The following is a 13,767-nucleotide window of genomic DNA, read 5'->3' as shown; positions in this document are numbered from 1 at the left end:
CGGGCGCCTGATCGCGACAGCCCCCGCCGGACAGGTCGTTCATGCCCGGACTCCCCGGCCTCCGGTTTCCGGAAGCCGGGCAGCCCACCTCCCTCAGCCCTCCTCGACGCCGAGATGCGTGCGGCGGTGCTTCGGGGTGTCGATCTCGTCGAGCAGCGCGATCGCGAGGTCGGCGTAGGAGATGCGGCTGGCCGCGTCCGCCGGGGCCGTCCGGTACCGGCCGGTGCGCGTACCGCCGTGGTCGAAGTCGCCGGCCGGGCTGACGACCAGCCAGTCGAGAGTGGTCTCGGCCGCGCGCAACGCCTCCGTCCCGGCGGCGTGTCCCAGGTAGAACGATCGGTACTCCTGGGGATAGCCGGGGGTGTCCATCAGCTTCACCCCGGAGGCGGTCTCCAGGGCGGAGGCCAGCCCGACCACCACCAGCCGCCCCACTCCGGCCTGTCCCAGACCGTCGACCAGGGCCCGCGCCGAGCCGGTGAAGAAGTCATGCGGGTCGGCGCCCATGTCGCAGGCGGCACTGATCGCACCGTCGTGACCCGCGGCGATCTTGGCGATGGCGGACGTGTCGGTGACATCGCCCGCGACGACCCGTACGCCCTCGGCCGCGAGGTCTCCGTGGACGGCCGGGTCGCGGACGACGGCGGTGACCTGGTGGCCACGCCCGCGCGCCTCGGCCACGGCCGCACGTCCGGCCCGGCCGCCGGCCCCGAAAATCACGATCTCACTCATCGGAACACTCCCGTCGTCAGGGCCGGATCCCAAGTTCCGGCCGCCGACCCGGACGCTATCCGGAGCGGTGGTTACCACGGGGATACCGTGGCGCCGGTGAGCGAACCGCCGGCTCCCGGCATGTTCGACGGGCTCCGCCCGTCCGCGCTCGCACCGATCCGGTCCGGCGGCACGTGGGCAGGGATGATCGTCCGCTGTCTCGAACACGGGCCTCGGCGCTTCCCCGAGCCGCGGGTCCCCCTGCGCGGCATCACCGCGAACAGGAACGAGTCGACGGCCCGCGACCATACACCGCCATGATGATTCCACCGGGTCTCCAGCGGGAAGTCGATACTCTGACGTGTCTCCCCCGAGGCCGCGGGGAACGGCGGCACGGCCGGAAGAAGAAGCCATTGAGTGCGATGACCTTCCACACCCACGACCTGCCGGCCAGGGACCGTTTCCCCTGCTGGTTCGAGATGGCCACTCGGACGCACGTGCGCGCCTGGGGCCGCAGCGAACACGAGGACGACTTCGCGGCCACGATGCGCGTGTGGCGACTGGGCGAGGTCCAGGTGTCGCTGCTCTCCTACCCCTCACTCCAGGTGGCCCGAACTCTCAAGTTGATCCGCGAGAACGATCCGGAGATGTATCTGCTCGATCTCAACCTGAACGGCTCGGCCGGCCTCACCTACCGAGGTCGCTCCACCCTCTACCGCGCCGGGGAGTTCGCCTTCTGCGGCACCTCCCACCCCAGCCAGGGATGGCGATCTTCGCAGGAAGAGCCGGCGCGGTCACTGGTCGTGCAGTTCCCGCGTGCCCTGCCGGGCCTGGCCGCCGACAGCGTCGATCGGCTCGCCGCGGTGCCGATCTGCACCCGGAGGGGCATCGGCGCGGTGCTGGCCGCCCACCTGTCCCAGCTGATGAGGGACACGGACGGCTACACCGGAGCGGACGAGACCGCCCTGTCCGGCATCACCCTCGACCTGGTGGCGGCCACCCTCGCCCACCGCCTGGACGCGTCCGACGCGCTCACCCCCGAGACCCACCTGCAGGTCCTGCTCCAGCGCATCGACCACTTCATCGAGCTGCGGCTCTCGGACCCGGAGCTGAGCCCGGAGGTCATCGCCGCGGCGCACCACATCAGCCTGCGCTACCTGCATCGGCTGTTCCAGGCACGCGGTGGCCCCACCGTCAGGGCCCATATCCGCCAGGCCCGGCTGGAACGCTGCCGCCGCGATCTGACGGACCCTCGGCTCGACGGCCTGCCCCTGCACATGATCGCCGCCCGCTGGGGGTTCGGCGACCGCACTCACTTCAGCCGCCTCTTCCGCTCCGCCTACGGCGTCTCGCCCGGTGACTACAGGCACACGCGGAACAACGGCGGGTAGTGCACTGATCTCCATAGGAACGTGCGCCGGCGGTCACATCCCGCGCGCCACGACGACCTAACTTTGCTCTGCACCGAAAAGCGATATCTCAGTCGGACCTCGCCATCCACGTACGGAGTCTCGCATGCCCATCCTCCGCACTCGCCTCGCCCGCAGGATCGCCCCGCTGGCCGCCGCACTGACCCTCGTCGGCGCACTCGCCGTGCCCGCCTCGGCGTCCGCCGATCACTCCGCCCTGACATACTTCGTGATCAGGAGCGCCAACGACTGCACGCAGGCGTCGTTCGATTACACCTACACCTATATCAACACCTTCAATGGCCGTAAGGCGTACGACGTGTATCTGAGCGGGTCGCTGTCGGACTACGGCGACTGCTACAACGACAACTACGGCGGCGCACTCCAGTTCAAGGGGTACCGGTACTCCGGAAGTACGTGGACTAACTACTCGGCGACCGTCTTCGTCACCTATGAGGCCGACGACCACACGACCGGGTTCAGCACGAGTGCTCTTCCCAGCGGCCTGTACTCCGACCTGCACTTCCGAGCCTGCAACAAGGGCCCGACGGGTTACGTCGGCACCTGCGGGGCCTGGACGGGCTCGTGATCCCCGGATACCGGACCACTGGTCCCGGGCGACGGAGAGCGTCCGTTCCCATCGCCGGTCCGCCGCCGTCCGGCGGCTCGTCCTCCAGGCACCTGCTCCCGTCGTGGCCGGCATGCTCGGCCACCTCCACGACGAGCCGACGTTCCTCCTGACCGGGCGCCTCGCCGGGCTCACGCTGACAGCATGAGGAAGCCTCAGCGCAGTATCCCGGCGAGGCGGCGCCATTCCTCGCGGGGCAGGTCGAAACCCGACTCGGTGATGGCCTGCAGCGCCACCTGGTCCGCGCCCGCCGCGTGGAAGTCCTCGACCCGCGCCCGGATCCGCTCCTCGTCGCCCCAGGCGAAGAGCGCGTCGATCAGCCGGTCGCTGCCGCCGCCGGCCAGGTCGTCCTCGGTGAAGCCGCCGCGCAGCCAGTTGTTGACGTAGTTCCGCACCCCCGCCTCCTGCCAGGCCAACCCGCTGAAGACGCCGTACCGCCCGATGTTCGGGGTCTCACTGCTCATGGGAAAACCTCCAGGTCGTCAGGTCCTTCATCGGCCAACACGTCAGATGATCTCGCCTGTTCCTCGGTGGCGATCTCTCCGACGCGCCATGATGTGCTCGGCTCGCGTGGCCACCCTGGCCGGTCGGTGCCCCCTCGGGTGAGCACCTCTTCCGTGCTCCTCCGCCTCGGACGCGGCTCCCGGCGCCGGCCGTACCCACCCACGGCGATTCTTCGCCTCCGCCGGTGGACCCTCCCGCACATCGCCACGTCGCTCCCGTCGCTCGTTCACCGCCCGCTCGGCGGCGACCCCCGCGGCCCGATGTACGGGCTCGCCAGGAGTACCCGACCGAGAGGTGGGTGGCGACCCCGCATGATCCTGTGCCGGAAACTTGACGTCGATTGAGAACCGCGAAAACACCGAAGGCGGTGACTTTCCATAGGCGCCTAGGTCAAACTGGTGGGCGTACCACCTAGAGGAAACCGCGTCGAATTACGCGGTGGTCGCAGTAGCGGTGCGGGGGCCCAGGAATCCTGGAGTGCCAATTTGAACGTGCCGGTGACTGTCACAGCCGAGAACTCCGCGGACGAACTCCGTAACCTGCACTCCTGGTTGCGGGAAGAGCCCGAGCTGCGCGGACAGGTCCGGGTCAGGGAGGGTGACCCGCCGCCCGATGCTCTCGGTCCCGTGGTCGACGGGCTGCAGGTCGCCCTTGGTACGGGAGGGGTGGGGGCCTCGCCGACGGGTGTGCTGATCGCCTGGCTGCGAACATGCGGAGAAGTGAGTCTGCCCCTGGCCCGCGGTGAGAACGAGACTCGCGTGGAGATGACCGCCAAGGGTGTCAAAGCTCTGAATCTGGTCGAGAAACCGGCACTCACCACGCAACTGGTCGAGGTGCTCAAGAGCACCGAGGCCCATGATGGCGGCGACTGAACCGCCTCTCAGCCTGCTGCTCGCCACACCCGGCACCCAGGTCCTTCTGGTCGGTTCGGGAACATACCCGACCGGCTCCCGCTTGCCCGATGTTCCCGCCGTCCCCGGCACCGTCAGCGATCTCGGACAGTGCCTGATCGACCACGCGGGGCTGGACCCGGCCGATCTGACCGTGCTGATCGATCCCTCCGGCCCGCAGGAGTTCGGCGCCGCGCTGGTCCAGGCGGCACAGCGGGCGCGAGCCGTGTTGTTCGTCTACTACCTGGGCCACGGCCTGGTCAGCAGTAACAACGAGCTGCATCTGGCCACCCGTTCGACGGTCGATCTCACCGAGGGGATTCCCAGCCACCAGGCCCTGCCGTACTCGGTCGTCCGGGAGGTCGTCGCCGGCTCCCCGGCCCGCCTGACGCTCATCGCGTTGGACTGCTGCTTCGCCGGACGAGCACAGGGGACCACCGGCCGCGCCGACATCGATCAGGTCTTCGACACCGCCCGGCAAGGCATGTATCTCCTGACCTCCACCAACAGGAACGAGGCCGCGTGGGCGCCCGAGGGACAGCAGCACACCGCCTTCACCGGTGCCCTCATCCACCTGCTGACCAATGGAGACCCCACGGCCCCGCCACTGCTGACCCTGGACGATCTCTACAGGTCACTGTCGCGCACTCTTCCCGCGCAGGGTTTTCCCCGGCCTCGGCGCCAGGCCGCCGACTACGGAGACCGGCAGCCGATCGTCCCCAATCCCGCCTACCGGAGCAGATCCCCCGAAGACCCGAGAGAACAGGTGGGAGATTTCAGCCCCTACCGGGGGCTGGCCGCGTTCGGCCCGGAAGACGCCGGACTCTTCTTCGGCCGCACCGATCTCATCACCGCCCTGGTCGACCGGGTGACCGGACATCCGTCCCAGGCGGGGCCGCTCGTGGTGATCGGGCCGTCCGGGTCGGGCAAGTCGTCGCTGCTCCGCGCCGGTCTGGTCCCCGCTCTCCAGCGAGGATCGCACTCCGGCGAGACCGGCAGCAGGTTCATGATCTTGAGCCCCGGTGACGATCCGGTGGGCATGCTCGCCAAGCGGTTCGCCGTTCTCGGCGACTCATCTCCCGAGGAGTTCCGGCGACGGCTCCAGGATCAGCCCGGTCATCTCCGTGAGGCGCTCGTGCGGATCCTCGGCGACCGGACCGAACGTCCGGTCATCATCGTCGACCAGTTCGAGGAGGTCTTCACCGCCTGTCCCGACGAACACCAGCGTCGAATCTTCGTCGAGGCACTGCACTCCGTATCCGTCGGCACCGAGGGTGACGCCCCGGCCGTGGTCGTCATCGGAGTGCGGGCCGACTTCTACGGACACTGCACGGCCCACCCGGAACTCCTGTCCGCCCTGGATCACCCCCTGGTCGTCGGCCCGATGACGACGGCACAGCTGAGCGAGGCGGTCGAAGGACCGGCCGCGCTGACCGGGCTGATCCTCCAGGACGGGCTCGTCGACCTCCTCCTGGAGGATCTCGGCACCGGCGCGCAGCTCAGCGCGATGGGAATGGGAGGCGTTCTCCCCCTTCTCTCCCACGCCCTGCTGGCGACCTGGCAGAACCGGGAGGGACGGACGCTGACCCTGGCCGGATACCGTGAGACCGGGGGAATCGCCAGGTCGCTGGCACAGACCGCCGACACCACCCTGCAGGGCCTCGACTCCGCGGGCCATCGGATCGCCCGGCGGCTCCTGCCCCGCCTGGTGCGGCTCGGCGAGGACACCGAGAGCACCCGGCGAACGATCCCTCTGGCCGACCTGCTTCCACCGGCCGCCTCGCCGGGGCACGTCGAGGCACGGCAGGTCCTCGACCACTTCGTCCACGCCCGGCTGGTGACGGTTGACGAGGACAGCGTGCAGCTCACCCACGAGGCCCTCATCCGCGCCTGGCCCCAGCTACGTCTCTGGATCGAGGAGGACCGCGCCACCCTGCTGGTGCTTCAGCAGCTCGGTGAGGACGCCCGCGAATGGGCCGGGCATGACCGCGATCCCGCTTTCCTCTACCAGGGCACCCGTCTCCTTGCGGCTCAGCAGGCTCGTACCCGCCGGGAGGGCGACTCCCTGCGCCACCACGTCACGCTGACCGTGACCGAGCAGGCGTTCCTCGACGCGGGTTCGGCGTTGATGAGGCGGCGGGGGCGGCAGCGCCGGCTGACCCTGGCGGTTCTGTCGGGACTGCTGGTCGTCGCCCTGGCGGCCGCGGGTCTGGCCGAGAGCCGGCGCCGGGTGGCCGACGAGCAGACCGCCGAGGCGGTCGCCCAGCGAGATCGCGTCGTCGCCAGCCTCGTCGCCGCTCGCGCAGGCGTCCTGCGGCCCACCGACCCGGTGAACGCCACCCTGCTCAGCATCGCCTCCTGGCGGCTCGGGCAGGTTCCGGAGGCCAGGGGCAGCCTGTACGAGGCGCTGGATCAGCTGGAACGGTCAGTGGTCACCGTCCCCGGCGCGGTCGTGTACGAGTTCAATCGGGACGGCACGGAACTCGTCACCTTCGGACCGGACGGCGGCGGCGTCTGGGACGCCGCCACGGGCAGACGGCTGCGGACGCTGAGCGGCTCCGGATCGGACGTCACCGTACCGATGAGCAGGGGTGCCTCAGCGGGGAGGTCGTTCAAGACCGTCACGCTCAGTCCGGACGGCCACACGCTGGCGGTCGTCACCGAAAAGGGCCGGGTACGACTCTGGGACACCGGAACAGGCCGTCAGATGGGCGCCGAGTTCGGCTCCGGGGTCGAGGCGGTGGAGTTCAGTCCCGGCGGAAAACGACTGGTTCTCGACAGGGGAGAGCCCGACTGGCTGACGTTCGATCTGGAGGTCTGGGACGTGGCCCGGCAGGTCATGCTCCACAGAACCTACTCAAGTCGGCGACTGGTCGCGTTCAGCCCCGACGACCGGCTGGCGGCCTACTTCAGCCTGGACTCGGACACCGTCGTCTGGGACCTGGCCTCGGCGAAGAAACGTCTCACTCTGCGGACGAGGTCGGCGGGAAGCGAGGCGATAAACACTGACACCTTGGGAATCGCCTTCAGCCCCGATGGAAAGTACCTGGCCGTCGCCGGCCACAGTAGCGGCCCGCGACTGTGGGACCTCGGCACCGGGCGGGTCGTCGAGGACGAGTACGGCGTCGACGGCTACAGCGTCAACGACTACGACGGAGTCGGCGTGGCCATGCTGCGCTTCAGCTCCGATGGGCGCTTCCTCGCCGGATTCGACGACGACAGAGCCGTGTGCCTGTGGCGCGTCGCCGATCACACCCTGCTCCAGCGCTACAAGCCCGCCTACGAGGAGGTCTTCGACTTCCGGTTCACTCCGGACGCCTCCTCGCTCAGGCTCGTGGGCGACGACGGTGCCGTACTCACCCTTGACCTGCGCGCCGACACCCACCCGGCGATCGTCAAAGAGGCGTCGCTGAGCCGCGACGGCTCGACGGTCGTCTCCGTGGGAGAAACCACCACCCTGCTCGACTCACGCAGCCGCAAACCGATCGGGTCGATCCCCAACGACGCCTTCGACACGTTGGAAGTCGGACCCGGCGCACGGATCGTGGCGTTGCAGAAGGGCTCCCGCGTGACGCTGACCAAACCCACGGGCCAGGCACCGGTGGTCTTCGACCTACCCGGCGAAGCGCCGTACGGACGCTGGCAGTACTTTCTCCACGGCATGACGTTCAGCCCCGACGGAAAGAGCATCGCCTTCGTCACCGGTGACGACACCAAGCCCAGGCAGACGGTCCTGCTGTACGACGTCGCGACCGGGCGGCAGCTCCACTCGATCAAGGTCGATCACATCGACAGGCCCACCGGGGCATTGGCCTTCCAACCGGGTGGCCATCTGCTCGCGCTCGGCACCTACCCCGGACACGCGATCGACCTGACCTCCGGCAAGATCCTTCCCGAGAAGTTCGGCCCGGAGACGAACCAGACAAGCACGCTGGCCTTCAGCCCCGGCGGCGACCTGATCGCCGTCGGCGGCAACGACGGCCAGGTCACCTTCTGGGACGCGACCACATTCGGCCGAGTCGGGCTCAGCCTCCGTGGCCACAAGAACGGCGTCGACTCGCTCGCCTTCTCCAGCCGAGACGATCTGCTCGCCGTCGCGGCGGACGACGGCGTGCGGATCTGGGACGTCGCGAGCCGGCACCAGCTGGGTCTCCTGCTGACCACCCCGGGAGATGACGTGACCTTCGCCCCCGATGGGTCCATTCTGTACACGACCGGAAGGACCGAGGACGAGGAGACCTGGATCTCCGCCTTTCCCACAGACCCCGAGCAGGCCATCATCACCCTGTGCGCCCGGGTGGGGACCACCCTCTCAAGGGAGGAGTGGACGAGACTCATCCCCGAATCGTCCTACCGCGGGATCTGCCCGAAAAGCGCGGCGGGGATCAGGTAGGCGGCCGCCTCGGCCCGCCCCCGCCTCCTGCCAGGCCGGCCCGCCGAAGACGCCGTACCGCCCGATGCCCGGGTCCCGAACGGCATGGAGAGGGCGGTTCCGTGTCCGGATTCACCTACCCGGCCGACGCCATCGCCGGCCAGACCGGCACCTCGGCCACCGCGTTGCTCTCCGCGCCACTCGGCGCCGCCGTACTGCCGGCCTATGCCCTGATCGCCACCGCCGTCGCCGTCGCGGTACCGCTCAGGCGGGATATCACGTAAACGATCCGCTGGAACACCCGATGATCCGGCACCGGGCCGATCTCCCAGCCGGTGTGGCGGCCCCGCCCGGCGGACGTCGAGCGGGGCCGCCGGGGGTCAGCGGGCCTCGTGGCGCCGCTGGCAGGCGATGCAGTACCGGGCGAGCGGACGGATCTTCAGCCTCTCGAAGGGAATGTCCGCGTCGCAGCCGGCGCACCGGCCGTAGGTACCGGCGTCAAGGCTCTCCAGTGCCCGCCTGGTCTCCGCGAGATCGCGGCCCGCGGCGGCGAGGGCGACGAGCTCGTCCTGCCGGGACGCGACCTCCCCGTCCTCCACCGAGGTTTCGAGCTCGTTCACCCGGGTGGTACGCCACAGGAGTTGCTCGTCCAGTTCCTCGCGGATGATCCGGGCCTGCACGCTGCTGAGACGGGTGCCCTCACTGTTGACTGACATGATCGGAAGTCCTTTCCAAAGCTGAGAACGCCAAGCGGCGCAGTTGGCCGCGCTCGTCGTCGAGTTCGCCCGGCGGGGCCTGGTCACGGCCTCGCGGACATGGCGTGAAACGGGCCGGGGTACGGCCCGATGGAACCTGCGGGGTATCGGCCGGGGCGGGGGTGTGCACAGAGTCGCGGCCGTTCCACGGCTCTGTCCGGTGACACGCGGACACGGCGGACGGCAGAGCGCGCACCCGGGTGTTCGGTGAACACCGGCGCGCGTACGCCACCCGCCGGTCGAGCGCGTGGCCCGACAGGTGAAGGGGAATGGATCGGCTAGATCAGCGGCGGGCTGCGCGAGCCCGAGGTCCGGTGGGTGGCCAGCTGGGGGCTGCGTACCATGTCCGGATCCCGCCACGCGGGGGACAGCAGCGGTAGCAGGTTCGCCAGATCGGAGGCGGAGCGCTGGTGCAGCCGCCGGAGGGCCGGCATGTGCTCGAAGGCGCCGGCGGACGCCCGCGGCATGGTCGACGACTGTTCGAGCCAGTGTCCGGGCTCCCAGACGTCGCCGGTCGCTCCGGGGGAGCGCAGGGCGGGGCCGCCGCCGTACGAGGTCGGGGCCAGGGCGGCGAGCAGGAGGGCGGCCAGAACCAAGCCCACCACCACGGACAGGGCGGTGGACTCACGTGGGGTTCGCCACGAGGTCGCCATGCTGCCGACCATAGCCCAACCAGCGAAAACAGGCACATGCCCAGCCCGGTGCCCCTGGACTCGCCTGCCTGCCCGCGCCGGCAGGCGGTGGAGACGGCCCGGCCGATCCGCCCGGGAAGATCGGGAGGCCCGGAAGGCCGGGAAGACCGTCCGGACCCGGCCCCGAGTTCCGGCAAGCGGGAGTTCAGCAGGTGCCAAGACGGGCGCGTCAGGCTGTTCCGTATGTCGTTCCTACCAAGAACCCATGAGATTCCCGCAGGTGTGGAGCATGACCGGTTCCGCATCCGGCCCATCACGGTGCACGACGCGGTGCGTGACTTCGACGCCGTGATGAGCAGCGCCGCCCGGCTGCGGGAGCGCTTCCCGCTGTGGGGCGGCTGGCCGCTCGACGACATGACACTGGAGGACAACCTGATCGATCTGGCCTGGCACCAGAAGGAGGCGCTGCTGCGCAGATCGTTCAACTACGCGGTGCTGGACCCGGAGGGGTCCCGGCTGCTCGGCTGCGTCTACATCGATCCTCCGGAAAGGCAGGGGGCCGACGCCGACGTGTCGTTCTGGGTGCGGGCCGACGAGGAGGGCACGGGCCTGGAGGAGGAACTGGAGCCGGTGGTCCGCGCCTGGTTGCGCGACGCGTGGCCGTACGCCTCGGTCCGCTGGCCCGGCAGGGAGATCTCCTGGCAGGAGTGGGATCTCCTGCCGGGCGTGCCCGGAGAGTAGACGGGCTCCGGCCGCGGACGGGGACGCGGGAGCCCCTGGCGAAGGCGGTCGGTCTCGCGGCGGGCGGGCGAGCAGGGCCGGCCGTTCGTCTTCGGCGACCAACGGCCTGTGAACGGGCGACGGCCGCCGGTCGGGGGGACCGGCGGCCGTGCGGGCGTCAGGCGGGGTCAGCGGGCGTCGCCGACCTTCACCTTCTCAGTGCGGTAGTTCTTGCCGTTGCCGTCAGGCTTGTAGTTGTTCTCGACGTTGCCGGCGATGTCGACGGCGAACCAGCGGACCTCGGTGGTCTTGTCGATCGTGATCTGCTGCGCGCTCTCGCGCATTCCGGCGGCGACGAGCTTGGTGGAGTTCAGCGTCGGGCGGCTGCCGTCCAGCGTGTAGTACACGTTGGCGGGCTCGTCGGTCTTGAAGGTGAAGGTGGCCGAGGTACCGGTCTGCCCCGTCACGTTCAGCTCCGACTTCGGCTGCTTCTTGTCGTCGGAGAAGGACCTGGCGATCTCCAGGATGCCGATCTGACCGGCGGCGAACTCCATCGCCTCCTCGTGGCCCTCGGCGAACGGCGGCTGGAAGCCGACCGCCTGGAAACGCTTGGTCTCCGGGTTGTAGACGTCCGCGCCGACCTCGAAGTCCCAGCCGATGATGCCCCGGTTGTACCAGTGCTCGTCGGCGCTGTTACCGGCCGCGGAGTACAGCACGTCCGTCACCGGACCGGTGCGACCCGGCCAGATCCCCGTACCGCGCCAGGTCTGGACCGCGGAGAGGATGTGGTCGGAGGCCTTCCAGAAGTAGTTCTCCGTGCCGTAGTCGACCCGCGGCAGCAGTTCGCGACCCGCGGTCTTGTAGGCGCCCGGAGGCCACATGAAGTAGCCGCCGTAGGAGTGCGTATTCATCGCGAACTTGATGTTCGGGAACTGGTTGGTGAGCCAGACCTGGTTGCGCGCCTCCGGCTCGGACAGCTCGGCCGGGCCCGCGAAGGTGTCGCTGGTGCAGGTCGTCGAGGCGCCGTTGTAGCCGTCGAACACCGAGCCGACCGAGAAGTTACGGTTCAGGTCCACGCCCCAGGAGTTGCGCCGGGCCGGGTCGCCGTTGGTCACATCACAGTGGTTGGTCATGTTGCGGCGCTGCGAGTTGTAGTCGTACAAGCTGTAGTGGCCGCCGTCGGGGTTGGCCGTGGGCATGACGAAGATGTCGAGGTTGTCGACCAGCTTCTTGGTCTCCGCGTCCTTGGCGTAGTTGCGCACCAGCCGCTCGGCGGTCTCCAGGCAGACCAGCGGGGTCACCCACTCGCGGGCGTGCTCCTGGCAGTAGAGGAACACGCCGACCTTCGAGCCGTCGCGCTTCTTGCCGATGCGCAGCGCCTTCATCTGGAACGGGTCACGCGAGACGGTCGCCGGCGCCTTGAGGTTGTCGGTCAGCTTCGTCGCCGCGGCCGCGGCGACGAGACCGGCGCCGGCGTTGCCCCGGTAGGTGGCGGCGGTCAGCAACGCCGACGCTGCGGCGTTACCGTTGAGCGCGTCCACCACCGCCTTGGCGGTGCTGTTGATCGCGGCGGACGCGTCCGTGCCGAGGTTGACCACGACGTCCTTACCGCTCACCGAGACGCTCAGCGCGGCCGAGGCGGTGTCCGGCTTGACCAGGGCGACACTGATGTCGTTGCCGCCCTCGTGCCCGTAGGCCTTCGAGCTCACGTAGAACGTGCTCGCCGTGGCCGTGCCGAACTGCGCCTGCGCCGCCCGGCGGTAGCCGTTCGTCTTGTTGGGCAGGTCGACGATCTGGGTGATCTTCGGGAACTCCGCGGCCAGGGCGGTGATCCGGCCGGTGAGCTCGGTGGGGTCCATGTAGCGGTCGACGAAGTCCGCGACGTAGTGCTTGCTCGGCGCCTTGCGCTTCTCACCCAGCCACTTGGTCACCGGAACCGTGACCGAGCCACCCCGGTTGCTGGTGATCGTGACCTTGGTGGGAACCGCGGTGAGGGCCAGCGGCGAGTTGAACCGGTGGTACATGTACTGGCCGGCGTCGGTGAAGCGCGACATCGTCGTGGTGCCGCCCGAGTCCGGGGCCGTGTCCTTTCCGCTGTCCCAGGTGGCGGTGAGCACGGTCTGCGCGTCGATGGCGCTCGACTTGACCTCCACCGAGAGGAAGTGCTCGTTGTCGAGGCTGGTGAACCACTCGGCGCGGAGCGGGGTCAGCGTGTCGACGTCCGCCGCCGCCTCCGCAGCCTGGGCGAGCGCCTCCTGCCGTGCGACCCTGTTCTCGGCCACATCGGTCTGGTCGAAGATGGCGTCGCGCACGTCGATGCCGAGGTCGCGCAGTCCCTGGGCCTCTTCTGGACTCAGTACCGCGTGCACCTCCAGGCCTTCGTCGACGGGCTTCTTGTATTCCGCGAGGTCGACGCCCATGTCGTTGAGCCGTTCGACGGACTCCTGGTCGGGAACGATGACGCGCAGCAGCGCCACGCCGTTCTGCTCTGTGCTGGACTGCCGGTCGGGGGCGACCTCACTGGTCTGCGGCGCCGGATCGGCCAGTACCGGCATCGCGCTGAGGCTGAGGGCAAGGGGCAGGGCGAGTACGACCGCGACGCGACCGGCTCTCCTCCCGTTGAGGGGGCTCCTCATGAAAAATTCCTCCAGTTCGCGCACACCCCAGATAGTTGGTCATTCTGGAATGAAGTGCGCAATTGGCAAGAATCCTCGCTAGAGGTCGAATATTCGTCAAGGCCCCAAAACGGCATATCAGGCGTACTTAAATTCTGTAAGCAAATATTCACATGAAGGTTATATGTGACTTATGCCATTCAGCCCAGAACTGTGGTATATAGCAAAGATCAATAGCCCGTCAAGTAAGTGCATCACGTAATTGATGGGTGTTTGGGCGGTTTATGACCATTAGTGGCCGTATGTCGCTATCGCAACCGGGTGCGATCCTGGCGATCGGCACCCCGTCACCCCCACCGCCGACCGGATCGGCACCCGCCGGTGAAGCACCCCGGACGGCCGGGACGGTTCCCCCAGGCCTCGCGGAGCAAAAGGCCATCAAGTTCCGCAAACCTCGGTAACACCCACCAAAAACGCAATACGCCTTTAGACCCGCCCTCCCCCTCCCCGATCGCTACCCTTCGCAATGAAAAG

Annotated in this window: 12 protein-coding genes; 7 read left to right on the top strand and 5 right to left on the bottom strand. The window is 68.8% G+C overall.

Features of this window, described 5'->3' with window-relative positions; all coding sequences use genetic code 11:
* Positions 1-93 precede the first annotated feature (93 nt).
* A complete protein-coding gene (locus ACFQVD_RS39705) occupies positions 94-729 on the bottom strand; it encodes an NAD(P)-dependent oxidoreductase (RefSeq protein ID WP_343972987.1) in 636 nt (211 codons plus the stop codon).
* A 96-nt stretch (positions 730-825) separates the two neighbouring features.
* Here ACFQVD_RS39705 and ACFQVD_RS39700 point away from each other — a divergent pair, with 96 nt between their 5' ends.
* The 3 genes from ACFQVD_RS39700 to ACFQVD_RS39690 all read left to right on the top strand — a co-directional run bounded on the left by ACFQVD_RS39700 (position 826) and on the right by ACFQVD_RS39690 (position 2,706).
* Positions 826-1,029, top strand: a complete 204-nt coding sequence (locus tag ACFQVD_RS39700; protein ID WP_343972990.1) for a hypothetical protein — start codon at positions 826-828, stop codon at positions 1,027-1,029.
* Positions 1,030-1,130: 101 nt separating this feature from the next.
* The gene (locus tag ACFQVD_RS39695) at positions 1,131-2,099 is read left to right on the top strand and encodes a helix-turn-helix domain-containing protein (RefSeq protein WP_343973292.1); all 969 of its coding nucleotides are present in this window, start codon (positions 1,131-1,133) and stop codon (positions 2,097-2,099) included.
* Positions 2,100-2,223: 124 nt separating this feature from the next.
* Positions 2,224-2,706 carry a hypothetical protein gene (locus ACFQVD_RS39690; RefSeq protein WP_343972993.1) on the top strand — a complete coding sequence of 161 codons (483 nt, stop codon included), beginning with the start codon at positions 2,224-2,226 and terminating at the stop codon, positions 2,704-2,706.
* Between the two features lie 194 nt (positions 2,707-2,900).
* On the opposite strand, the gene ACFQVD_RS39685 is transcribed toward ACFQVD_RS39690, so the two are convergent.
* Positions 2,901-3,209 (bottom strand): hypothetical protein, encoded by a 309-nt coding sequence (locus ACFQVD_RS39685; RefSeq protein ID WP_343972996.1) that lies wholly within the window; start codon positions 3,207-3,209, stop codon positions 2,901-2,903.
* A 537-nt stretch (positions 3,210-3,746) separates the two neighbouring features.
* Between ACFQVD_RS39685 and ACFQVD_RS39680 the strand changes: the two genes are divergently transcribed.
* The 3 genes from ACFQVD_RS39680 to ACFQVD_RS39670 all read left to right on the top strand — a co-directional run bounded on the left by ACFQVD_RS39680 (position 3,747) and on the right by ACFQVD_RS39670 (position 8,795).
* Positions 3,747-4,121, top strand: a complete 375-nt coding sequence (locus ACFQVD_RS39680) for an effector-associated constant component EACC1 (protein ID WP_343972999.1) — start codon at positions 3,747-3,749, stop codon at positions 4,119-4,121.
* Positions 4,105-8,532: a caspase, EACC1-associated type gene (locus ACFQVD_RS39675; RefSeq protein ID WP_343973004.1), complete on the top strand. Its 4,428-nt coding sequence runs from the start codon at positions 4,105-4,107 to the stop codon at positions 8,530-8,532. Before ACFQVD_RS39680 ends, ACFQVD_RS39675 begins: the two co-directional genes overlap by 17 nt.
* Before the next feature lie 101 nt (positions 8,533-8,633).
* Entirely contained in the window at positions 8,634-8,795 is a 162-nt protein-coding gene (locus ACFQVD_RS39670; RefSeq protein ID WP_343973007.1) for a hypothetical protein, read from the top strand.
* A gap of 96 nt (positions 8,796-8,891) precedes the next feature.
* On the opposite strand, the gene ACFQVD_RS39665 is transcribed toward ACFQVD_RS39670, so the two are convergent.
* Together ACFQVD_RS39665 and ACFQVD_RS39660 are read right to left on the bottom strand one after the other, a co-directional pair.
* The gene (locus ACFQVD_RS39665) at positions 8,892-9,227 is read right to left on the bottom strand and encodes a TraR/DksA family transcriptional regulator (protein ID WP_343973010.1); all 336 of its coding nucleotides are present in this window, start codon (positions 9,225-9,227) and stop codon (positions 8,892-8,894) included.
* A 317-nt stretch (positions 9,228-9,544) separates the two neighbouring features.
* A complete protein-coding gene (locus ACFQVD_RS39660; RefSeq protein ID WP_343973013.1) occupies positions 9,545-9,919 on the bottom strand; it encodes a hypothetical protein in 375 nt (124 codons plus the stop codon).
* Between the two features lie 222 nt (positions 9,920-10,141).
* Between ACFQVD_RS39660 and ACFQVD_RS39655 the strand changes: the two genes are divergently transcribed.
* Positions 10,142-10,639: a GNAT family N-acetyltransferase gene (locus ACFQVD_RS39655; protein ID WP_343973016.1), complete on the top strand. Its 498-nt coding sequence runs from the start codon at positions 10,142-10,144 to the stop codon at positions 10,637-10,639.
* A gap of 167 nt (positions 10,640-10,806) precedes the next feature.
* On the opposite strand, the gene ACFQVD_RS39650 is transcribed toward ACFQVD_RS39655, so the two are convergent.
* Positions 10,807-13,254 carry a M14 family metallopeptidase gene (locus ACFQVD_RS39650; protein ID WP_343973019.1) on the bottom strand — a complete coding sequence of 816 codons (2,448 nt, stop codon included), beginning with the start codon at positions 13,252-13,254 and terminating at the stop codon, positions 10,807-10,809.
* Between the last annotated feature and the right edge of the window lie 513 nt (positions 13,255-13,767).

The organism is Streptosporangium amethystogenes subsp. fukuiense (assembly GCF_042665875.1).
In the GTDB taxonomy this organism is placed as follows: domain Bacteria; phylum Actinomycetota; class Actinomycetes; order Streptosporangiales; family Streptosporangiaceae; genus Streptosporangium; species Streptosporangium fukuiense.
This window is presented reverse-complemented; position numbering and strand designations above follow the sequence as displayed.

Coding starts and splice junctions, on each gene's coding strand:
- ACFQVD_RS39705 (WP_343972987.1), bottom strand. CDS start 729: ATGAGTGAGATCGTGATTTTCGGGGCCGGCGGCCGGGCCGGACGTGCG.
- ACFQVD_RS39695 (WP_343973292.1), top strand. CDS start 1,131: ATGACCTTCCACACCCACGACCTGCCGGCCAGGGACCGTTTCCCCTGC.
- ACFQVD_RS39690 (WP_343972993.1), top strand. CDS start 2,224: ATGCCCATCCTCCGCACTCGCCTCGCCCGCAGGATCGCCCCGCTGGCC.
- ACFQVD_RS39685 (WP_343972996.1), bottom strand. CDS start 3,209: ATGAGCAGTGAGACCCCGAACATCGGGCGGTACGGCGTCTTCAGCGGG.
- ACFQVD_RS39675 (WP_343973004.1), top strand. CDS start 4,105: ATGATGGCGGCGACTGAACCGCCTCTCAGCCTGCTGCTCGCCACACCC.
- ACFQVD_RS39665 (WP_343973010.1), bottom strand. CDS start 9,227: ATGTCAGTCAACAGTGAGGGCACCCGTCTCAGCAGCGTGCAGGCCCGG.
- ACFQVD_RS39660 (WP_343973013.1), bottom strand. CDS start 9,919: ATGGCGACCTCGTGGCGAACCCCACGTGAGTCCACCGCCCTGTCCGTG.
- ACFQVD_RS39655 (WP_343973016.1), top strand. CDS start 10,142: ATGTCGTTCCTACCAAGAACCCATGAGATTCCCGCAGGTGTGGAGCAT.
- ACFQVD_RS39650 (WP_343973019.1), bottom strand. CDS start 13,254: ATGAGGAGCCCCCTCAACGGGAGGAGAGCCGGTCGCGTCGCGGTCGTA.